General features: G+C 62.6%; 17 protein-coding genes. 8 read left to right on the top strand and 9 right to left on the bottom strand.

Translation table 11 applies throughout. The features are described from left to right. Positions 1-22: 22 nt before the first annotated feature. A complete protein-coding gene (prpR, locus tag AC1RQC_RS21885) occupies positions 23-1,969 on the bottom strand; it encodes a propionate catabolism operon regulatory protein PrpR (protein ID WP_492884612.1) in 1,947 nt (648 codons plus the stop codon). A gap of 204 nt (positions 1,970-2,173) precedes the next feature. Between prpR and AC1RQC_RS21880 the strand changes: the two genes are divergently transcribed. After that, positions 2,174-3,061, top strand: a complete 888-nt coding sequence (locus tag AC1RQC_RS21880; protein ID WP_492375063.1) for an isocitrate lyase/PEP mutase family protein — start codon at positions 2,174-2,176, stop codon at positions 3,059-3,061. Positions 3,062-3,101: 40 nt separating this feature from the next. Here the strand turns inward: AC1RQC_RS21880 and AC1RQC_RS21875 are convergent, their stop codons facing one another. Both AC1RQC_RS21875 and AC1RQC_RS21870 read right to left on the bottom strand, forming a co-directional pair. After that, positions 3,102-5,378 carry an FdhF/YdeP family oxidoreductase gene (locus AC1RQC_RS21875; protein ID WP_492375064.1) on the bottom strand — a complete coding sequence of 759 codons (2,277 nt, stop codon included), beginning with the start codon at positions 5,376-5,378 and terminating at the stop codon, positions 3,102-3,104. Positions 5,379-5,450: 72 nt separating this feature from the next. Continuing rightward, the gene (locus AC1RQC_RS21870; protein WP_492884610.1) at positions 5,451-8,231 is read right to left on the bottom strand and encodes an ATP-dependent Clp protease ATP-binding subunit; all 2,781 of its coding nucleotides are present in this window, start codon (positions 8,229-8,231) and stop codon (positions 5,451-5,453) included. 562 nt (positions 8,232-8,793) lie between these two features. Here AC1RQC_RS21870 and AC1RQC_RS21865 point away from each other — a divergent pair. Beyond that, positions 8,794-9,600 carry a family 1 encapsulin nanocompartment shell protein gene (locus AC1RQC_RS21865; RefSeq protein ID WP_492810283.1) on the top strand — a complete coding sequence of 269 codons (807 nt, stop codon included), beginning with the start codon at positions 8,794-8,796 and terminating at the stop codon, positions 9,598-9,600. 83 nt (positions 9,601-9,683) lie between these two features. On the opposite strand, the gene AC1RQC_RS21860 is transcribed toward AC1RQC_RS21865, so the two are convergent. Then, positions 9,684-9,881, bottom strand: a complete 198-nt coding sequence (locus AC1RQC_RS21860; RefSeq protein ID WP_492375067.1) for a hypothetical protein — start codon at positions 9,879-9,881, stop codon at positions 9,684-9,686. Positions 9,882-9,978: 97 nt separating this feature from the next. Beyond that, a complete protein-coding gene (locus AC1RQC_RS21855) occupies positions 9,979-10,134 on the bottom strand; it encodes a DUF2474 family protein (protein ID WP_416048501.1) in 156 nt (51 codons plus the stop codon). A 205-nt stretch (positions 10,135-10,339) separates the two neighbouring features. On the opposite strand from AC1RQC_RS21855, the gene AC1RQC_RS21850 reads away from it, so the two are divergent. After that, entirely contained in the window at positions 10,340-11,398 is a 1,059-nt protein-coding gene (locus tag AC1RQC_RS21850) for a Dyp-type peroxidase (RefSeq protein WP_492884608.1), read from the top strand. A gap of 80 nt (positions 11,399-11,478) precedes the next feature. Here the strand turns inward: AC1RQC_RS21850 and AC1RQC_RS21845 are convergent, their stop codons facing one another. From AC1RQC_RS21845 to AC1RQC_RS21835, 3 genes are all read right to left on the bottom strand, one after another. Next, positions 11,479-12,399, bottom strand: a complete 921-nt coding sequence (locus AC1RQC_RS21845; protein ID WP_492884676.1) for a bestrophin family protein — start codon at positions 12,397-12,399, stop codon at positions 11,479-11,481. 125 nt (positions 12,400-12,524) lie between these two features. Further along, positions 12,525-13,532, bottom strand: coding sequence for a cytochrome d ubiquinol oxidase subunit II (gene cydB, locus AC1RQC_RS21840; protein WP_492375081.1), 1,008 nt, complete (start codon positions 13,530-13,532; stop codon positions 12,525-12,527). Positions 13,533-13,536: 4 nt separating this feature from the next. Next, a complete protein-coding gene (locus tag AC1RQC_RS21835; protein ID WP_492827056.1) occupies positions 13,537-14,937 on the bottom strand; it encodes a cytochrome ubiquinol oxidase subunit I in 1,401 nt (466 codons plus the stop codon). Between the two features lie 481 nt (positions 14,938-15,418). On the opposite strand from AC1RQC_RS21835, the gene fdhD reads away from it, so the two are divergent. The 4 genes from fdhD to AC1RQC_RS21815 all read left to right on the top strand — a co-directional run bounded on the left by fdhD (position 15,419) and on the right by AC1RQC_RS21815 (position 18,556). Then, positions 15,419-16,288, top strand: coding sequence for a formate dehydrogenase accessory sulfurtransferase FdhD (gene fdhD, locus AC1RQC_RS21830; RefSeq protein ID WP_492884606.1), 870 nt, complete (start codon positions 15,419-15,421; stop codon positions 16,286-16,288). Between the two features lie 283 nt (positions 16,289-16,571). Next, positions 16,572-17,630: a GTP 3',8-cyclase MoaA gene (moaA, locus tag AC1RQC_RS21825; protein ID WP_492884674.1), complete on the top strand. Its 1,059-nt coding sequence runs from the start codon at positions 16,572-16,574 to the stop codon at positions 17,628-17,630. A 46-nt stretch (positions 17,631-17,676) separates the two neighbouring features. Further along, positions 17,677-18,255 (top strand): molybdenum cofactor biosynthesis protein MoaE, encoded by a 579-nt coding sequence (locus AC1RQC_RS21820; RefSeq protein ID WP_492810341.1) that lies wholly within the window; start codon positions 17,677-17,679, stop codon positions 18,253-18,255. Between the two features lie 43 nt (positions 18,256-18,298). Next, entirely contained in the window at positions 18,299-18,556 is a 258-nt protein-coding gene (locus AC1RQC_RS21815) for a MoaD/ThiS family protein (RefSeq protein WP_492884604.1), read from the top strand. Positions 18,557-18,630: 74 nt separating this feature from the next. Here the strand turns inward: AC1RQC_RS21815 and AC1RQC_RS21810 are convergent, their stop codons facing one another. Next, complete coding sequence (locus AC1RQC_RS21810; RefSeq protein WP_492375074.1) at positions 18,631-20,055, bottom strand: aminotransferase-like domain-containing protein; 1,425 nt, start codon at positions 20,053-20,055, stop codon at positions 18,631-18,633. Between AC1RQC_RS21810 and AC1RQC_RS21805 the strand changes: the two genes are divergently transcribed. After that, positions 20,055-20,363: a hypothetical protein gene (locus tag AC1RQC_RS21805; protein ID WP_492884602.1), complete on the top strand. Its 309-nt coding sequence runs from the start codon at positions 20,055-20,057 to the stop codon at positions 20,361-20,363. The two genes, AC1RQC_RS21810 and AC1RQC_RS21805, sit on opposite strands and share 1 nt — an antisense overlap. Positions 20,364-20,435 lie beyond the last annotated feature (72 nt).

The following is a 20,435-nucleotide window of genomic DNA, read 5'->3' as shown; positions in this document are numbered from 1 at the left end:
GCGCGTCCGGCGCGGAATCCGCCTACCCTCCCGTTTTCAGCATCCGCCACAGCGTGGTGCGCCCGATCCCCAGTTGCCTGCTGGCTTCGGCGCGGTTGCCGCCGGCTTGTTCGAGCGCAAGCAGTACGTCGGCGCGGGTCAGCGCAAGCCGCTGTGCATCGCTGCCAAGCGCCGGCGGCTCCGGGCGCATTCGCTCGAATTCGGGAAAGACAGCGCGAATCTCCTGCATGGATCCGGCCTGGGGATCGCCAAGGTAGATCGCCGCGCGGGTCAGCAGATTTTCCAGTTCGCGCACGTTGCCGGGCCATGCGTAGCCGTGGAACAGGGGGGCCAGCAGTTCCAGCGCACGCGCCATGACTTCGTCCGGCAAGCCATATTGCGCGATGCTCCGCTTGACCAGGTGGCGCGCCAGTTCCGGTATATCGCTGCGCCGCTCGCGCAACGCCGGAAGCGCGATCTGCAGCAGGTTCAGCCGGAAGTAAAGGTCTGCGCGAAACAGGCCCTTTGCCACCAGGGCGTGCAGGTCCCGGTGCGTCGCCGCGATGACGCGCACATCGATCGGCGTGGCGCGCCCAGAGCCTAGCTTCATGACCTCGCGTTCCTGCAATACGCGCAACAGCCGGCTTTGCAGGGCCGCCGGCATCTCCCCGATCTCATCGAGGAAAATCGTCCCGGTGTGGGCGGTCTCGAACAATCCAGGCCTGCCTCCGCGCCGCGCGCCCGTGAACGCACCCTCTTCATGCCCGAACAGTTCACTCTCTATCAGGCCTTCCGGCAAGGCCGCGCAATTGAAGGCGACGAAGGGGTTGCCGCGGCGGCCGCTCGCGTTGTGAATGCCCTGCGCGACCAACTCCTTGCCTGTCCCGCTCTCGCCCGTCAGCAGTATGGTCGCGTCATGCGCCGCGCCGGCACGGGCGAGGCGCCGCACCCTGTCCAGCACGGCGGAGCTGCCGCTCAGGTCGTCCAGGCTGTGCCGTGCGACCAGTTGCGTCGGGCGCTGGGTGGTCCGCAATGACCGGTCGATGCGCTGCGCGGCCTGCGCGTCCTGCACCGTCACCACCGAGCCGGTACGCAAGCCATGCTCGACGATGGGCAGGCAGGTCACGATCAGCGCCCGCCCGCCGATGCGCGCGATCCGTTCTTCCAGCGGGCCTTCGGTGCTGATGGATTCGCGCAGGAAGGGCCCCACCGCAGCCGTCAGTTGACGCGGGATATCCCTGTCGCCAGCCAGCCCGAGCAGGCCGACCATGGCGGGATTGACGGCTTCGAGCTGCCCGGCGTCGTCGAACGCTGCCACGCCATCGCGCAGGTGCGCCACGATGGTGTTCAAGCGCACGCGCTTCGACTCCTTGTGCCGGCTGACCCTTGCCAGCTCGATAGAGCGCTCGAAGGCTTCCTCGACCGCCCCAAGGGAGTACAGGAACACGCTTTCGAGGCCGGCCTGCTGTGCGAAGTCGCACGCCATGCCGGGTCCGATGATGACAGTGCAACCCTGCGCGGCAAGCGATGCGACCGCGGTCCGTACCTCGTCGATCGAGCGATAGGCGCGTTGGAGCAGATCCACCTTCAACCAGGCCCGCAGATCGTCAAGCTCATGCGAAACCGTCTCATGCAGGACGAGCCCGACCCGCTCTCCCGGCCAGGCCGAAGCGGCTTGCGCGATCGCGCTGAGCACGTCAAAGCCGTTTACCTTGACCATCACCACGGGCACGCTCAGGTGATCGCGCAGATAGGCCCCGTTCGAGCCCGCCGCAAGCACGACATCCACGGTGCCCGCGTCGACGTATGCCTGCAGCGCGGCGACCGCGGCGCCATACCCTTCTCGTACCGCAAGTATCTTCGCCCGGTCGCTGTAGCGCGGCGCCACGGTTTCGCACAACGCTTGCAGGCGGCTGATGCTGACCAGGGCAATGCCGGGCCGATGCGCGTCGTGCCGCGAAACGGAAGTGAATGGAGAGAGCGTCGGCACGAGAGGTTTCCTCCAGCTGGTGTGAGATGTTCCACGAAACGTTTCGCGAAACGTTCCAAAAAATGAAGGAACATTCTCGCACGAATCATTCGCTGGAGCGCGCGCGTAAGTTATTGATTTATCGGGAGATATGAAAAAGCCAGCCTTTGGCATGGATTGTGCTGAAAGGGTGTCTCCATTATTCAGAGTCCAGAGGTAAGTGCCATGTCATCTCATTCAGCCATCCGCCGCGCGGCATTGCGCCGCAAGGTCGACGAGCGCAGGGGCCTGCTGGTGCCCGGCGCGTTCAACGCGCTAAGTGCCCGCATCATCGAGGACGCCGGCTTCGAGGCGCTCTACCTGACGGGTGCAGGCGTGACCAATATGTCGTTCGGGCTGCCCGATCTGGCCTTTATCGGGCTGCAGGATATCGCCGAGCATACGGCCCGCGTGCGCGATGCCGTTGACCTGCCGCTGATCGTGGACGCGGACACGGGCTTCGGCAATGCGCTGAACGTCCGCCACGCGGTGCGCACGCTTGAGCGCGCAGGTGCCGACGCCATCCAGATCGAGGATCAGGTGCTGCCAAAGAAATGCGGCCACTTTGCCGGAAAGGCGGTGATTTCGACCAGCGAGATGATTGGCAAGCTTCACGCGGCCGTCGATGCGCGGGAAGACAGCAACCTGCTGATCGTGGGCCGCACCGACGCCTGCGCCGGGCACGGCATCGAAGCCGCGATCGAGCGCGGCCATCGTTTCGTCGAGGCCGGTGCCGATGTTCTCTTTATCGAGGCGACCGAGTCGCTCGCCGATATCCAGCGCCTGCCCGCGCTGTTCGATACACCCCAACTGATCAATGTCGTGATCGGCGGCAAAACGCCGACCCTGCCGCGCGACGAACTCGGCAAACTGGGCTATGGCATCGTGCTGTACGCGAACGCGGCGCTACAAGGCGCGGTCCACGGCATGCAGCAGGCGCTGACCGTGCTGCGCGACAGCGGGCGGCTGGACGAGGATCCGTCGCTGGTCGCATCGTTCAGCGAACGCCAGCGACTGGTGAACAAGGTGCTGTTCGACCGCCTCGAGCAGCAATACAAGGCGGGCGAGGAATAGCATCGGCGCCAGGCTATGCCCGGCGCATCCATCGTCAATTTCAATTGCCAGCCGCACGTGTCACGCGAACGGGAATGGATTTGTATGACGGCGTGCCGCTCTCCTTGTCGATGTAATCGAGCGGCACCAGTACGTTCGCCTCCGGATAGTAAGCAGCCACCGATCCCCGCGCGATGCTGTAGGCGATCGCCGTGATGTTCTTGAGCCGCAGCGGCCTGTCCGAGACGATGGTTTCGATGTCGACCAGGTCTCCGTGTTCCAGCCCATGCGACGTCAGGTCAGCCTCGTTCATGAACAGGACGTCGCGGCGCCCGAACACACCACGATAGCGATCATCCAGAGCGTAGATCGTGGTGTTGTACTGGTCATGGCTACGGATCGTGATCAGGCGCAGCACGTTCTCACCCCCGAGAACCACGGCATCCTCGTGCACGCCGCCGTACACGGAGAACTCGGCCTTTCCCGAGGGCGTAAGCCACTTGCGCTCGGTCGGCGGCAATGGAAGGCGGAATCCGCCCGGCGTGCGGATGCGTTCATTGAAGGCTTCGAACCCCGGGATGGTCCTGTCGATCAGGTCACGAATCTTGTCGTAGTCGGCAATCAGCTCCAGCCATGGCACCTTGCTGTCCGGCAAGGTGGCGTGCGCGATGCCGGCAACGATGGCCGGCTCCGAGCGCAACTGCTCGGATGCGGGAGCAAGCTTGCCGGCGGATGCGTGGACCATGGACATCGAGTCTTCCACCGTGATCGATTGCGGCCCGCTCTGCTGCACATCGAGCTCGGTACGGCCAAGGCACGGGAAGATGTAGGTTTCCTTCGCCACCAGGAGGTGCGTGCGATTGAGCTTGGTGCCGACGTGCACGCTCAAGTCGAGCTTTGCCATCGCCGGAAAGGATTGCTCGGGATCCGGAAGTGCCACGGCGAAATTCCCGCCCAGACAGATCAGGGCCTTCGATGATCCATGGATCATCGCTTCCATGGCATTAACGGCGTCGTGGCCGTGTTCGCGGGGAAGCTGGAAACCGAAGACGCCTTCGAGCCGCTTGAGGAAGTCCTCCGACGGCTTCTCCGTGATGCCGACCGTGCGGTTTCCCTGGACGTTGGAGTGCCCGCGCAGCGGGCATATGCCAGCGCCAGGCTTGCCGAAGTTACCCCGCAACAGCAGCAGGTCGGCGATCAGGCGGACATTGGCCGTGCCCTTGTTATGCTGGGTGACGCCCATGCCGTACGTGACAATCACGGCGTTCGACTTCGCATAGGCAATGGCCACCTGTTCGAGATCGGCTTGCAATAGTCCGCTCGCCTTTTCGATGTCCTCCCATGTCGTGGCCTCCAGATCCGCAGCGAAGGCGTCGAAGCCGGTCGTGTGCGCGGCGATGAATTCACGGTCAAGCACGTTGCCCTGTTCCGCCTCCATCGCCATCAGCGACTTCATGATGCCCTTGAGCGCGGCCGCGTCGCCGCCGGCATTGACCTGGAAATAGGTCGAGGCAATCCGGGTCGAGCCGTAGGTGGCCATCTCAAGCCAGTTCTGCGGATCGGCGAAGCGCTCCAGGGCACGTTCGCGCAGCGGATTGAAGACAATGATCGGCACGTTGCGCCGTGATGCCTCGTGCAGCGTGCCCATCATCCGCGGATGATTCGTGCCCGGGTTGTGGCCGATCGCGATGATGAGATCGCACTTGTCGAAGTCGTCAAGCGATACCGTGCCTTTGCCGATACCGATCGATTGCGGCAGCCCGACACTGGTCGGCTCGTGACACATGTTCGAGCAGTCAGGGAAATTGTTCGTGCCGTACTCCCGCACAAAGAGCTGGTACAGGTAGGCGGCCTCGTTCGACGCCCTGCCGGACGTATAGAACTCCACCTGGTCCGGCGGCAAGCTGCGCAGGATCTGCCCGATCCGGCCGAACGCCTCCTCCCACTCGACAGCCCGGAATGTATCCGTGGCGCGGTCGTACACGAGCGGATGCGTCAGCCGGCCCATGTCCTCCAGCTCGAAATCCGACCGCTGCAGCAGCGATGACACGGTGTTGTTTGCAAAAAACTCCGGGCGCACGCGCTTGGTTGTCGCCTCCCACGTGACGGCCTTCGCGCCGTTCTCGCAGAACTGGAAGTTGGAGCGATGCTCCTTGTCGGGCCAGGCGCAACCCGGGCAATCAAAGCCGTCGGGCTGATTGGTCCGAAGCAGCGTGATCGGGGCCTTGATGGTTTCCATCTGCAGCCGGATGGCCTGGGCCGTCGCTCGCAGCGCTCCCCAGCCGCCAGCAGGGCCGTCGTATTCCCTGATGCCGGGCACTTCGCGTCGATTGGTCATTTGATCAACTCCATGGATGAAAACTGTGGCGCTACGCAATCGAGCCGATTTGACGCGCCTCGCTGTCTACGACTATGCGGCCGACTTCTTCGGCCTTGATCCGGCACGACGATCCGGATCCGCGTCCTTCGACGTGGTTCCATCGGAAGGCGGGATGTCCTTTGCCTTGGGCTCGGCCGGGAGCTTGTCGAACCGTATGTCGCCGCTGTCGTTGTCGTAGTCGATCATGGCGCTGTCGCCCGACTTCAGCGCGTCACCGAGAATCTCCTTCGCGAGACGCGTTTCGATGATCTGGCGAATCTGGCGCTTCAGTTCGCGTGCGCCGAACTCGGGCTGGTAGCCGACGTCGACCAGATGGTCGACGAGCGCCTCGCCAAAGCTGAGCGTGATGTCCTGTGCTGCCGCGGTACGCACGATGCGATCGAGCTGGATGTGCACGATCGCGCGGATATTCTCCTTGGCCAGTGCGTTGAACACGATGATCTCGTCGATCCGGTTCAGGAACTCTGGACGGAAGTGCCCCTTCAGCACGTCCATCAGCGCCTCGCGGACTGCCTTGTCAGGTTTGCGCGCGGCCTCGGGCCGCGCCAGGTTCTCCATGATGATGGAGGCCCCGAGGTTGCTGGTAGCGATCAGGATCGTGTTGCTGAAGTCGACCACGCGGCCTTTGCCGTCGGTGAGCCGCCCGTCGTCAAACACCTGCAGCAGCACGTTGTAGACGTCGGGGTGCGCTTTCTCGATCTCGTCAAGCAGGATCACGCTGTAAGGACGCCGCCGCACGCGCTCGGTCAGCTGGCCGCCCTCTTCGTAGCCCACGTAGCCCGGTGGCGCACCGATCAGGCGCGCTACCGCGTGGCGCTCCATATACTCGGACATGTCGATGCGGATGATCGCCTGCTCGTCGCCAAATACGGTTTCGGCCAGAGCCTTCGCCAGCTCCGTCTTGCCCACGCCGGTGGGTCCCAGGAACAGCAAGGTCGCGATCGGCCTGTGCGTCTGGCCGAGGCCCGCGCGCGACAGACGTACCGCATCGCTCACCGCGACCACCGCATCTTCCTGGCCAACCACCCGCTCGCGCAGCTTCGCCTCCATGGCAAGGAGCTTCTGCCGCTCTGCCTGCGTGAGCTCCGCGACCGGAATGCCAGTGAGGCGAGACACCACCTCGGCCACTGTTGCCACCGTCACCTCGAGCGTCTCCGAGCCTGTCTTTCGCTGCCACGCCTCCATCGCCTCGTCGAGCTGCTTCTGCTTCTCGCCGATGCGCTCCTCGAAGCGCTTCGCCTCGTCGAAGCGCTTGCGCGACGACGCATAGTCCTGCTCGCGCTTGAGCTGCGCGGCTTCCGCTTCCAGTTCCTGGATCGCGGCCGGACGGGATGTCGCACCGATCCGCACCCGTGCCGCGGCCTGGTCGATCAGGTCGATCGCCTTGTCGGGCAGGAAGCGCGACGTGATGTAGCGATCCGCGAACTCGGCCGCCGCGACAAAAGCATCGTCGGAGAAGGTCACCTGGTGATGTGCCTCCAGCTTGTCACGCAAGCCGCGCAGGATCACGATGGTCTGCTCGACGCTCGGCTCCGGCACGAGGACCGGCTGAAAGCGCCGCTCGAGTGCCGCGTCCTTCTCGATGTACTTCTGGTATTCATTCAGTGTCGTTGCGCCGATCAGGCTGAGCTCGCCGCGCGCCAGCGCAGGCTTGAGCACATTGGCGATGTCGAGGCCGCCCTCGCCCCCGCCCTGACCGGCCCCGACGATCGTGTGCAACTCGTCCACGAACAGGATCAACGAGTCCTGCTTCGCGGTGACCTCCTCGATCAGCTTTTGCGCGCGCTCCTCGAATTCGCCGCGGTACTTCGCTCCCGCAACCATCGCGTTGATATTCACTTCGACGAGCCGCTTGTCGCGCAGCACCTCCGGCACGTCGCCGTTGACGATCCGCTGCGCGAGTCCTTCCACGATGGCTGTCTTGCCGACGCCCGGCTCGCCGATCAGCACGGGATTGTTCTTCTTGCGCCGGGCCAGCACCTCGATCGTGCTCTCGATTTCCTGCGCGCGGCCCAGCACCGGATCGAGCTTGCCCTGACGCGCCATGGCGGTGAGATCGCGGCCGAACTTGTCCAGGTTAGGCGTGCCTGTGCCGCCTTCGATGCGGCCATCCTCCGCGCCCTTGCCCACCACCTTGACGACCTTCTGGCGCAAGCCTTCCGGTGTCACGCCATACTTCTTGAGCAGGGCTCCCGCGATGCTCTCGGGTACCGCGGCAAGGCCGATCAGCAGATGCTCGGGCCCGACGTACGAGTGGCCCAGCTCATGCGACGCCTGGAAGGCAAACTGAAAGGCCTTCTTCAAACGCGGCGAGATCGTCATCCGGTCGAGCGGCGCGTCGGGGGCCGCTTCCCCAGTGCGCGCGTGCTCGTCGATGTAGGTCTTGATGTCCTGCGCCGATATTTTGAGCTCCTTGAGCAGTGCGCCAGCAATGTCGTTGTCGGCAAGCACGTACAGGAGATGCTCCGTGTCGAGCTCGGCGCGGTGCAACTCGTGCGCCTTTTCTGCCGCGTGCTGCAACAGTTCTAGTGTCTGCTCGCTGAAGGCGTCCGTGGCATCGACGGATTCGCGCGGCACCTCGGCGGAGAACGAGCCCGCATCGCCAGGCTCGCCGCCCATGCCCCCAAACAGATGGGACAGCCCGCTTGCTCCGCTCAACAGGGAGTCGAACGGGTTCAGCATGTTCTGGTGCCGCAACATCTGCCGGTAGTGATAGTCACAGATTGAGAGCGTCCTGCGCTCGCCGTTCTCCATCACGGTGACACGGGCAACCGCGGGGCGTGCATTACAGATATCGCAGAGGTCTGGCATGGCGTGAGGATCCTTGTTGGTCGAAGCGTTCAGACTGTTCGAATCGGATGCGGCATGGCAGCCGGGCTGTTCTGGCGTTGCGAGGCCGAGAGGCCACTGGAATCATCCAGCTGTTGACTGATTCTTCTGCCCCTGTCTTGGCAAGTTTCCGACTTCGTCGCAGTGAGATCAGCCTGTGGCTAACATAGCTGATCGCCAAGCCGGCGCAAAGATACAGTTGATAACGATCGGTGCGCGTCGACTGTGCTCTCCCTCTTTTCCGTCTGTTCGGTGAGGGAAATCGGATGAAATTGAATGGTGCGGCGGCGCTGTTCCTGATTCCGGGCGTGGCAGCGAGCACCGTTTAGAGCACAGTGGGATCGGCTTGCACAATACGATGCGGCAGAAGCCTTGCTGTGCTCTTGCCCGGTCCGTGACGTTCATTGAGAATGCTCGAGCAACGACGCAACGACGCGCTCGACCGGCACCCAGGAGGTCGCGGTTGAAAGAATCGAACACCAGACATGCAACGAAGACGGCATGACGATACGATGCGTAGCGGCCAGTCAAAGGAAGCCTTCAAATGAACAATCTCCATCGGCAGTTGGCGCCAATCTCCGAAGGTGCTTGGGAGCAGATTGAGCAGGAAGCATCTCGCACCCTCAAACGCTACTTCGCCGCTCGGCGTGTTGTCGATCTGATTGGACCGAAGGGTCTCGAATTCTCAGCGGTTGGCACTGGCCAACTGCGGGAAATCGCACCGCCGGGCGACGGCATCGAAGCGGTCCAACGCGATGTGCGGGCGCTGGTGGAACTACGGGTCCCGTTTGCGCTGTCGCGCCAGGAGATGGATGGCGTCGAACGTGGGTCGAACAATCCCGACCTGCAGCCACTGAAGGATGCGGCGCGCAAACTCGCACAGGCCGAGGATCACATTGTCTTCGAAGGCTATGTGGCGGCCGGGATCCAGGGGATCTCTCAGGGTGCCAGCCATGCCGCGCTGGACCTTCCACCCGATATCGGCGGATATCCGGCCGCGGTGGCGCAGGCCGTAGACCAGTTGCGCCGTGCTGGTGTCGATGGGCCCTACAGGCTACTTCTGGGCGACAAGCCATTCACGGCCGTGAGCGGGGCCACTGACAACGGATATCCCGTTCTACGCGACATTCGCCAGCTTGTGGACGGCGACATCATCTGGGCGCCAGCGATGGACGGCGGCATGGTGCTCACCGAGCGGGGCGGCGATTTCGAACTGCACATCGGCCAGGACGTATCCATTGGGTACCTTGACCATACCGACGCCACCGTTCGATTGTATTTTCAGGAAACGCTCACCTTTCTCATGCTGACCGCCGAGGCGGCCGTCGTGCTTGGACGTTCGGGGCGGTAGATGACCCGCCGAGCGGCGCGTTTGCCTGTCGACCATCTGATGGCAGTGGCCACCGCCGCCACATGGCGGGACCGCGAGCATGCTCACCCGCCCAGCTCTTGAAACGCGTGGCCGTTGGCTTGCAGTTCCTTCAGGAGTCCGGGCGGCAGCTCGCTCTGCCAGACATGCCCCTCGAGCTGCCACTGACTTGCATCCTGGAGGTCGGGCAGGCCTGCCCCCTTCAGCACGTAGAGTCCCAGCGTCGGCTTCTTGAGATGGATGTAAAAGTCAAATTCCTGCATGTTCGGGCTCCCCACTAAAACGCAAGGGCCTGCCTTGGCCAGGCCACACGCGTCAACAGACACCGCCGATCGATGAACACAGGGTCCATCCTTGTATTCAATGAGACCTGAATCCAATGGCCCCCATCGCGAGCCGGATGAGTGCCGCGACCAAAGCGACTGAAAGCACGCCGGCGGCCCAGAGCCCGACTAGCCAAAATAACTGGCTCCAGCGGCTGCGCCACCTTGAAGCCCGATTGAGCAAGTTGTTCATCTCTTTGATCCTCCGGAGTGACCAGCAACGCTTGCGTTCGGCGAACTTAACCTTCCCGCGAGACAAGTGGGCCATCCACCCAGCATTGGCACCTTTGAATGATAGGATAGACAGCGGTCCGGCTATCGCGAACAGTCATAACAGTCATAACAGTCATTTATCATTCCACCATTCTTGAAACTCGTCCTGGAATACACTCGTCAACATGGCAAACACGATCCCCGAACAGCAAGCCGTATGCAGTCCGATCACCCGTAGCGCGATCTTCATCGTCGCGGTCCTGTCCGCGGGCGAGAACAGCGCGGATACCGTGCGTGAATTGTGCGCGGATATCGGCGCCCTCGTTCGTGCCGTAGGAAAGCGAGTCCCCGGTGGCAACCTCTCGTGCGTCTGCGGATTTGGTTCGGATGCCTGGGACAGACTGTTCGGAGACCCCCGTCCCGCTGGCTTGCACGCCTTTCGCGAATTCGGTGCCGGCGATCGCCGCGCCATGGCGACGCCGGGTGACCTGCTCTTGCACATTCGCGCCGACCAGATGGACCTGTGCTTCGAACTCGCAACTCAGTTGATGAGCCGGCTTGGCGCGGCCGTGTCGGTGGTTGACGAAGTACATGGCTTTCGCTACTTCGACATGCGCAGCATGGTCGGCTTTGTCGATGGCACCGAGAACCCGACGGGCGCCGAGTCCGTCCGCTTCACGATCATTGGCGATGAGGACTCCTCGTTCGCCGGAGGCAGCTACGTGATGGTGCAAAAGTACCTGCATGACATGGCTGGCTGGAACAACCTCTCCGTCGAGGCGCAAGAGCGAATCATCGGCCGCACGAAGCTGTCGGACATCGAGCTCGATGCAGCGGTCAAGCCGTCGTCGTCGCATAGTTCGCTCACCACGCTTGAGGAAGACGGGGAGGAGGTGAAGATCCTGCGCGACAACATGCCTTTTGGACAGCCAGGCAAAGGTGAGTTTGGCACGTTCTTCATCGGGTATGCCCGCTCGCCCAAGCCGCTGGAGCAGATGCTTGAGAACATGTTCGTCGGGCGCCCGCCTGGAAACTATGACAGGCTGCTGGACTTCAGCAGGGCAGTCACCGGCGGCCTGTTCTTCATTCCATCGGCCACGCTGCTGGAAGACCTTGCCGAGCGTCGCCCGAATGCCAATCAAGCGGATAGCGGTGGTCATGGCTCCCCTTTGTCGTCGCGGGCGCAGCGCCAGGACGGTTCCCTGAAGATTGGTTCGCTCAAAGCGGCATCGCAAGCCGATTGACCGGGTTGACCTCGTTGGCATGCTCGGCACCTGTTGACTCCTGTTGACTCCTGCTGACTCTTGCCAATCGGGAAGATCGGCTACGTGAATTGATAAGGCCGGACCGCTACCGTTTCCGCCGGTAGCTCGCGATCGCAAAGCTCGAGAATCGACCGCTCGATATTGCGCGTCATGGCATCGAGCGCCAGCGCGTTCGGTGCTAATCCGAACGGCTCGGCGACTTCACTTGCGATCGCCTCCAGCGCAATCAGCGTGTAGGAGATGAAGACGCATAGCAATGGCGTGAAGAACTCCGTCGAGTCGACCAGGCCAAACGGAAGCAGCACGCAGTAGGCGTAGACCGTGCGATGCAGCAGCACGTTATAGGCAAACGGAATCGGCGTGGAGACGAGCCGCTCGCATCCCCCAAGCGCCTTACCCAACTCGTTGATCTGGGTGTCGAGTATCCAGCGCGTGGTGTCGGCTCCAGCGGCTTGTCCCTGGCAACGGGCGAGGCCGCGGCGAAGGTCATTCAGCAAGGCCGTCGGCGTGTAGGACTTCCCATGCAACGCCGCCATTTGCTCAGGGGCGAGGAAGCGGCGCAGGTCCTCTGTCGGGTCGGTCGCGCGCAACCGATGCTTAAGCGCATAGATGAACGCGATCAGCGTATTGGCGAGTCGGGTGCGATCCACCGCCTCCAGATGGTCTGGCAGATAGCAGAGCATCTGCGAAGTGAGCGAGCGCGATGCGATCAGCAGGTTGCCCCACAAGTGGCGAGCCTCGTTGAAACGGTCGTAGCTCGCGTTGTTCCGGAACGCGAGAAAGATGGCCAACGCCAGGCCGAACAGCGTGAATGGCGCCGTATTGAGCGGGATCTTCTCGCCAAACACCTTCCCATGGGTAAACACGGCCAGGCTGCTGACAGCCCCCATGAAAACAAGTTGGGGAATGATGGTTTGCAATACCGAACCGTTCCAGACGAACAGCATCAGGAACCAGTTTTGTCTCGGCCTCACAATCATGGCGTCTTCTTCTCCGGCATTGCTGCGGGTGGGGGATGCTCCAGGGCTAGCGGGAGCGAACTGCGGTGCGGCCACGCAGTCCGGCAAAGGACCGGAACGCCGGCGCGACCGGTATCTGGCATGGGTCAGTGATAGCCGGCATCGCCCTCGCGCACCTTGCCCCGGAATACCCGGTATTGGAGTGCGTTGTAGACCAGGATGACCGGTAACACAATGACGGTGCCAACCAGCGCGAAGAGCTGGCTGGACGGGCTGGAAGACGCTTCCCAGATCGTCAGCGACGGCGGAAGAATGTTCGGCCAGATGCTGATGATCAAGCCGCTATAGCCGAGAAAGCACAGCGCAAGCGTCAGGAGAAAGGGGGTCGCTTCGTGCCGCAGCCGGACTGCGCGGAAGATGCCCCATGCACAGGCCAGCACCAGGACAGGCACCGGCAGGAACCAGCCAAGGTTGCCGCTGCCGAACCAGCGATGGGCCACCGCCGGCAATCCCAGTACCGTCCAAAGGCTGACGATCGCGATGGCACCCAGCAGCACGCACACCAGAGGCCGCATCAGCAGCCGCATCTTGCGCTGCAGTTCACCGTCCGTCTTCAGGATCAGCCATCCGCAGCCCAGCGCGGCGTAGGTAAGGAGAACGCCGATGCCGCAGAACACACTGAATGGCGATAGCCAGTCGAACGGTCCTCCGGCAAAACGGCCGTCGACGATCCTGATCCCCTGCAGGAGCGAACCGAGCACGATCCCCTGGCAGAAGGACGCCAGCGCGGAGCCGCCAATAAAGGCGAGATCCCACAGATGCTGCGTCCGCTTTGCCTTCGCCCGCAGCTCGAATGCCGCGCCCCGGAAGATCAGGCCGACGACCATCAGGATCAGCGGCAGGTAGTTCGCCGGCAGCAGCGTCGCGTAGACGACCGGGAAGGCGCCGTACAGCCCTGCGCCCCCGAGCACCAGGAAGGTCTCGTTCCCGTCCCAGACCGGCGCGACGGTATTGAGCATCACTTGCCGGTCTCCCTTGGCTTCGAAGAATGGAAACAGGAGGCCAATGCCAAGATCGAATCCATCCAGCATCACATAGATAAAAACGCCGAGGCCGATGATGGCGGCCCAGATCACGGGCAGATCGATTGACATGGATTCATTCTCCTTCCAGCGCGTCCGAGGGTGCGGCCAGTGCGCGACTACGCAATCCTGGGTGCTTGAGCAAGGCGGCGGCATGCGAGTTCAGCACCGGTCCGCGCGTCATCAGCTTCATCATGTAGTAGACGCCCATCCCGAAGACCAGGAAGTAAACGATGACGAAAATCAGCAAGGAAACCCCGGCAAGCTGGGCGCTGATCGGAGAGACGGAATCTTCCGTGCGCAGCACGCCATATACGGTCCAGGGCTGGCGGCCGACCTCGGTCGTGATCCAGCCCGCCAGCAGCGCGATCAGCCCGGATGGCCCCATGCACAGCACGAGCCACTGATACCAGCGCGTTTCATAGAGGCGGCCACGCTTTCTCAGCAGCAGGCCGAGCAGCGCGGTCAACAGCATCAGCATGCCGAGTCCCGCCATGATCCGGAACGTCCAGAACAGGATCGGCGAGTATGGCCGGTCCTGCCGCGGAAATGCCTTCAGGCCGCGAATCTCGCCATCCCAGCTGTGCGTCAGGATCAGGCTGCCGAGATGAGGGACCTTCAGCGCGTAGTGTGTCTCTTCCGACTCCATGTCGGGAAGACCGAACAGATTGAGCGCCGTGCCGCCCTTCTCCGTTTCCCAAAGACCTTCGATCGCTGCGATCTTGGCCGGCTGATACTCGCGCGTGTTGAGGCCATGCGCGTCACCCACGACGATCTGGACCGGTGTCACCAGCAGCAGGATCCACAACGCCATCGAGAAGCTGCGCTTGACCGGCACATCGCGCCGCCCCTGCAACAAATGCCAGGCGCCGCACGCGGCGACCATGAATCCCGCCACGATGAACGCCGCGATTGTCATGTGCGCGAGGCGATAGGGAAAGGACGGGTTGAACACCACCTTCAGCCAGTCGACCGGGACAATGCGGCCGTTCTCCATGGCGAATCCTTGCGGGGTATGCATGAAGCTGTTTGACGCCAGGATCCAGAATGTGGAAATGAGCGTACCCAAGGCAACCATCAGTGTCGCGAAGAAGTGCGCGCGAGCACTCACCCGCTGCCAACCGAACAGCATCACGCCGAGAAAGCCTGCCTCGAGGAAGAAGGCCGTCAATACCTCATACGTCAGCAGCGGTCCCGTGATGTTGCCCGCAACCTGCGAGAACCCGCTCCAGTTCGTGCCGAACTCGTAGGCCATCACAACGCCGGAAACCACGCCCATGCCGAAACTGACCGCGAATACCTTCGACCAGAACAGGAACATATCCTTGTAGCTGCTATCCCCCGTCGCCAGCCAGCGCCATTCCAGCACGGCGAGGAAACTCGCCATGCCGATGCTGATCGCTGGAAAGACGATATGGAATGAAACGGTGAAGGCAAACTGCAGCCTGGCAAGATGTAAGGCATCGAAGATTTCCATGATTCTCACTTGCACCTGGAAGGAAGGGTCCACGGCATCAGCCAGGACCGCGCGATTCAAATCGAAGATGGCCCTTCCGGATCGCGCGAGGCCGGAGGGGGGCACGCCGAACCGGCTAACCGGAGACACACCGGAGCGCGAGGGCATCAAATCTGGATACGACGATAGTGCAGTTTTGAGAGGGCATGCAAACGAATGTCGCTGCACGAGAACTGTGTTCCGTCGATTCGTATTGAGCTGTGCCCGAAAACCGGGTGCGCATCGCGATAGCATGCAAACTGTGTTCTGCCTGACCGAAGTCGTGGCGTTCGCATACAGCTTGCAGCAACAGCAGCGGCCATCGGATCTGTGCTCTAGCGATTTGGCGCGGCGGCGCATATAAATCCAACTGTCAGGCTTGACGCGGACTGCCCACGGCATGCGGCATGCCGTACTCACGAATGTTCTGAACTGCTGAATTAATGCCTTCAAGGGGTCCCCAATGTTGCAATGCCCGTCCGTCATGGATCGAACCGGTAGCGTCGAGTGCACGGTGATACGCCACAGGCACGGCGACGAGTTTCCGATCTCGGATCACGTTGCGGAAGAACTGCCCGTTGCGCTGGTGTTCAATGGCATCTCGCACGCCGTGATGATGGCCACGCCCATCCATCTGGAAGTATTCGCGCTGGGCTTCTCGCTCAGCGAAGGGATTGTCGAGCGCGCCTCCGACGTATTCGATATGGAATTGCTCTTCCATGCCGGCAGCGCGGAAGTGAGGCTGACAATTTCCCAAGAGGCGTTCGCCACCCTGAAAGGAAGGCGGCGATCACTCGCCGGGCGTTCGGGGTGCGGCGTCTGCGGAATCGAGAGCATCGCGCTGCTGGACCTGGAGCCGGCGCGCATTCTTCACGCGGGCTCGGCGGCTGACATCGGCACCGAAGCCGTCTGGCGCGCCACTCGCGAGTTGCCCGAGCACCAGATGCTCATGCGCAAGACGGGGGGCGTCCATGCCGCGGCTTGGTGCGCCAGGGACGGTGCCGTGCTCGAGGTCTTCGAGGACGTCGGCAGGCACAACGCACTCGACAAGCTGATTGGCCAGCTTGCACGAAGCAAGGCAGACACGCGCGCCGGCTTCGTTCTGCTTTCCAGCCGCGCCAGCTACGAGCTTGTGCGCAAGGCCGCGCGCCTCCATATCCCGATGATCGCGACAATCTCGGCTCCCACGACCCTCGCGATCGACATCGCGCGCCAGGCGGGGATCCGGCTGCTCTGCTTCTGCCGTGGCGACGGCTTCGTGGAGTACACGCCTGCGGCCTGCGACGCGGCAATCGATGCCATGGCGCCGAGCAGACAGCACGGGATGCGGTGAAGGGCCATGCACAGATGCTCTTCCCGCAGGCCATTCTCGAGCTTTGCGATGCGTAACTGTACTCTTCGGATCCTCGGCGAACTGTATGCGCGACCCCGCCCGGGTCCGGCTTATGCTGAGTCCAGGCCAGCCGCATTGGCAGACCGGCCGCGCTCGCCCTCCTGCCCGAAGCCTTAAGACAGATGCCGGAGACCGGCCCTTCCACAGTCTCGCCTCGCATGCCACCGGATAGATCGTGAGCGCCATCAAGCAGAACGTTGCCTCCCTCTTTGCCGACACCCGCATATCGGCTGACGTCGATGCCGATGCCAATGTGCTTGACCGGCTCGGTCGCCCGCTGCGCGATCTGCGCCTCTCGGTCATCGACCAGTGCAACTTTCGCTGTACGTACTGCATGCCACGGGAGGTCTTCCCTGCCGACTACGCATTCATGCCATCGGCCGACCGTCTGTCGTTCACGCAGATGGTCAAGATCGCAAAAGCATTCACGTCGCTCGGTGTCGAGAAGATCCGCATTACCGGGGGCGAGCCACTGCTGCGGCGCGGCCTGGAAGCACTGGTGGAGCAGCTTGCGAAGCTGACGACCGTGTCTGGCAAGCCGTTGGAAATCGCGATAACGACAAACGGCACGCTGCTCGCCGCCAAGGCCCGCGCGCTCAAGGACGCCGGCCTGAGCCGCGTGACCGTCAGTCTCGACGCGGTAGAAGACGCCGTATTTCGGCGTATGAGCGACGCCGACGTGCCTGTGTCGCGCGTCCTGGACGGCATCGAGGCCGCGTCCGCCGCCGGGCTTGCGCCGGTCAAGGTCAACGCGGTGGTGCAGCGGGGCGTAAACGAAAGCCAGATCCTCCCACTCGTGCGCCTGTTCAAAGGCACTGGCGTGGTGGTGCGATTCATCGAATATATGGACGTCGGCGGGGCCGACTTCTGGTCCGATGCCGCGGTGCTCACGGCTCGGCAGACTCGGGATAGGGTCGAAGCCGAGTTTCCCCTGACCCCCGTCGAACCGGGGCCGGGATCGAGCACCGCGCTCCGCTACCGTCACACGGACGGCGGCGGCGAGGTGGGTTTCATCGCAAGCGTATCGCAGCCGTTCTGCGGATCGTGCTCACGTGCGCGCGTTTCGGCTGACGGCCAGCTCTATACCTGCCTGTTCGCCAGTCAAGGGACCAGCCTCAAACCCTGGCTGTCGGAGAGCGCGTCGGAGGCACAGCTGGCGCAGGCGATCCGTCACCAGTGGACCGGCCGCGCCGACCGCTATTCCGAGCTGCGCGCAACGGCCCGCAGCAACAGGCAGAGTCAGCGTTACCCGACTGTCCGCATGTCGCTCGTCGGGGGTTGAGTCTTCACCAGTGGGTACGAAGCGAGCCGATACCTGGAGAACAACAATGACATCAACGTTCCATCCAAAGATGACAGCCGACGACGCACCCGGCACGGGCAGTGAGGCCCGCGCCGAGGACGACGCGCAGAGCACGGAGAGCGCGGACTTTGCGCAGCGTGCCATCGCCGCCGGCTTCGAGGTGCGCGTGCAGCACCAGCCGATCGACTTCGCAGCGCAGATCGATCCCATCATGCGCAATCCCAATGTGGGTGCGGTTGTGAATTTCCTGGGGGTCGTGCGCCAGTTCGGTGACGCCGACGATGTTGCGGCGCTCGAGATCGAACACTATCCAGGGATGACCGAACGGGCACTATGGAGCATCATCGAGGAGGCAAACGCGCGGTGGCGACTGGATGCCGTGAAGATCGTGCATCGGATCGGTCGTATCGCGCTCGGCAATCCGGTGGTCCTTGTCATCGTCGCATCTCAGCATCGTGAGGCAGCGTTCGATGCATGCGAGTTCCTGATGGATTTCCTCAAGACCTACGCGCCCTTCTGGAAAAAAGAGATCCGACGCGACGGCACAGCGGAATGGGTCGAATCCAAGGCACGAGACGAGCTGGCTGTGAACCGCTGGGGCTGACCCCCCGCCCATCCAGCCAGAAACCAAAAACAGGACAGCGCACATGAAACTCACCATCAGGTACTTCGCCAGCATTCGTGAACATCTTGGCGTCACGCAAGAGATCGTCGATATCCATGCGCCCGGGATCACCGTAGAGGGCATCAGGGAAGCGCTCGCATCGCGAGACGCCCGCTCGGCGCAAGCGTTGCAGACCCACCGGCCGGTACGGGCCGCTGTCAACCTGGAACTGGTCGATGGCGCCTTCGTGGTGCGCGAGGACAGCGAGATCGCGTTCTTTCCGCCTGTCACGGGCGGCTGATCGATGCCAGACCGATGCCAGACGGCAGGGCCCTGGACGCAGGGCCACCCCGGTATCGCCCCACCCGCCTTCCGTCAGCGGGCACACATCGCGACGAGCTTGCCGACCTCGATCACCGCTTCCTCGATCCGACTCGACCACGGGCTGCTGTAGTTGAGGCGGATAAAATTCCGGTAGCTGCCGGAGTTCGAGAACATATACCCTGGCCCGATCGTGATGCCGCGGTCTAGCGCTAGCTGATAGAGCTGCATGGCGTCGACCTTCGCGGGTAGCTCGATCCAGAGCACGTAGCCGCCGGCCGGGCTGGACATGCGCGTTCCCTCCGGAAAGAAGCGGGAAACCATGGCGCGCATCAGGTTGGCCTGCTGCGCGTAGGCCTTGCGAATCCTCCGCAGATGATGCTCGAAGCCGTCACGCTCGAGATACTCCGCGATGGCAAGCTGCGGAATCGTCGGCGTTGCCAGGGTATTCAGGAACTTGAGCTTCTCGACCTGATCGCGGTAGCGGCCTGGCAGCGCCCAGCCAATGCGATAGGCTGCCGTCAGGCTCTTCGAAAACGACGAACAATGCAAAACGATGCCCTTGCGGTCATAGGTCTTCAACGTGCTGGGATGCGTGTCGCCGAAGTACAGCTCGTTGTACACGGCATTCTCGATGACCGGAATGTCCGCTCTCGTCAGTAACTCGACGAGTTCCCGCTTGCGCTCATCCGGCATCTGGAAGCCAAGCGGATTCTGGAAGTTGGGCATGACCATGCAGGCTGCGATCGGCTGCGACTTCACAATCCCTGCCAGAGCAGCAATATCGATGCCGTATTCGGGATGCGTCGACACCTCGATCGCCTTCATGCCCATGCGCTCGATCGCGTGCAGCATGGCGTAGAACGTTGGCGACTCGACGGCAATCACGTCCCCTGGCTTTGCCACTGCCTGAAGGCAGATATTGATCGCCTCGGTCGCGCCGACGGTGACGATGATCTCGTTCGGGTCGACCGGCATGCCGTTCTCAAGGTAGCGGCGCGCGATCTGCCGGACCAGGCGCGGATTGCCGGGCGGAAGCGCGTTCGTCACGTTCCAGAGCGTCTTTTCGCGGCCCGACATATAGGCATACCGGTTCAGCTTCTCGAACGGGAACATAACGGGATCCGGGTACGGTGAGCCGAGCGGTACGGCATCGCCGGCGCCGATCGAGCGCAACGTCGAAAGCACCAGCCGGCTGACGTCCACCGAGGCAGACATGGCGATCGGCTTCGAGGCTCGCAATTCTTGCATTTGCCGCTCGTCGCTTCCGCGCTGCAGGTCGACGAAGTAACCGGACTGCGGCCGGCTCACCAGCAGGCCGCGGCTTTCCAGCAGCAGGTAAGCATGAAGTACCGTGGTGATACTGATCCGGTGCTGCTGGCTAGCCTGCCGTACGGAAGGCAATCGTTCGCCATGGCGGTAGACACCCTGCTGGATCAGCCGCTCGATATCATCGGCGAACTTCTCGTAGAGCTTCAATGGACGCTCCTTCCAACCGGGTCACCGCCAAGCGCATCGCGGCGGCGGAAATCTTGATCGTCCGATTGCAACTGCGCGGCCGAACAGCATGTGTCAAATCTGATGGCGCTGATGCCGGGCAGCGCAATGATGTCGATTCGTCCGGGGTGCGACCCAGCGACAAGGTGGGGGCGGACTTCGCTTATCTTCCCTGCTTCGTCTCTCACGACGGTAGCTCCAATGAATGCGCGTCAGCGAGCCTTGGGGACTGGAACTGGCCACGCGTGATTTTGTTGGAAGGAATAGTAGGGGCGAAGCTGTATTCATAAGAAGCACACATGCGTGCGTCGAAATAGAACACAGTTGCAGTCTAGGCGCGAGATATGGAAAGCTGTACTTCA

The sequence above is a fragment of the Cupriavidus sp. GW822-FHT03E04 genome, from assembly GCF_058801495.1.
The sequence above is the reverse complement of the archived record's forward strand: the minus strand, read 5'-3'. Positions and strand labels throughout refer to the sequence as shown.

Coding starts and splice junctions, on each gene's coding strand:
- AC1RQC_RS21880 (WP_492375063.1), top strand. CDS start 2,174: ATGTCATCTCATTCAGCCATCCGCCGCGCGGCATTGCGCCGCAAGGTC.
- AC1RQC_RS21875 (WP_492375064.1), bottom strand. CDS start 5,378: ATGACCAATCGACGCGAAGTGCCCGGCATCAGGGAATACGACGGCCCT.
- AC1RQC_RS21870 (WP_492884610.1), bottom strand. CDS start 8,231: ATGCCAGACCTCTGCGATATCTGTAATGCACGCCCCGCGGTTGCCCGT.
- AC1RQC_RS21865 (WP_492810283.1), top strand. CDS start 8,794: ATGAACAATCTCCATCGGCAGTTGGCGCCAATCTCCGAAGGTGCTTGG.
- AC1RQC_RS21860 (WP_492375067.1), bottom strand. CDS start 9,881: ATGCAGGAATTTGACTTTTACATCCATCTCAAGAAGCCGACGCTGGGA.
- AC1RQC_RS21855 (WP_416048501.1), bottom strand. CDS start 10,134: ATGAACAACTTGCTCAATCGGGCTTCAAGGTGGCGCAGCCGCTGGAGC.
- AC1RQC_RS21850 (WP_492884608.1), top strand. CDS start 10,340: ATGGCAAACACGATCCCCGAACAGCAAGCCGTATGCAGTCCGATCACC.
- AC1RQC_RS21845 (WP_492884676.1), bottom strand. CDS start 12,399: ATGATTGTGAGGCCGAGACAAAACTGGTTCCTGATGCTGTTCGTCTGG.
- cydB (WP_492375081.1), bottom strand. CDS start 13,532: ATGTCAATCGATCTGCCCGTGATCTGGGCCGCCATCATCGGCCTCGGC.
- AC1RQC_RS21835 (WP_492827056.1), bottom strand. CDS start 14,937: ATGGAAATCTTCGATGCCTTACATCTTGCCAGGCTGCAGTTTGCCTTC.
- fdhD (WP_492884606.1), top strand. CDS start 15,419: ATGTTGCAATGCCCGTCCGTCATGGATCGAACCGGTAGCGTCGAGTGC.
- AC1RQC_RS21820 (WP_492810341.1), top strand. CDS start 17,677: ATGACATCAACGTTCCATCCAAAGATGACAGCCGACGACGCACCCGGC.
- AC1RQC_RS21815 (WP_492884604.1), top strand. CDS start 18,299: ATGAAACTCACCATCAGGTACTTCGCCAGCATTCGTGAACATCTTGGC.
- AC1RQC_RS21805 (WP_492884602.1), top strand. CDS start 20,055: ATGGACGCTCCTTCCAACCGGGTCACCGCCAAGCGCATCGCGGCGGCG.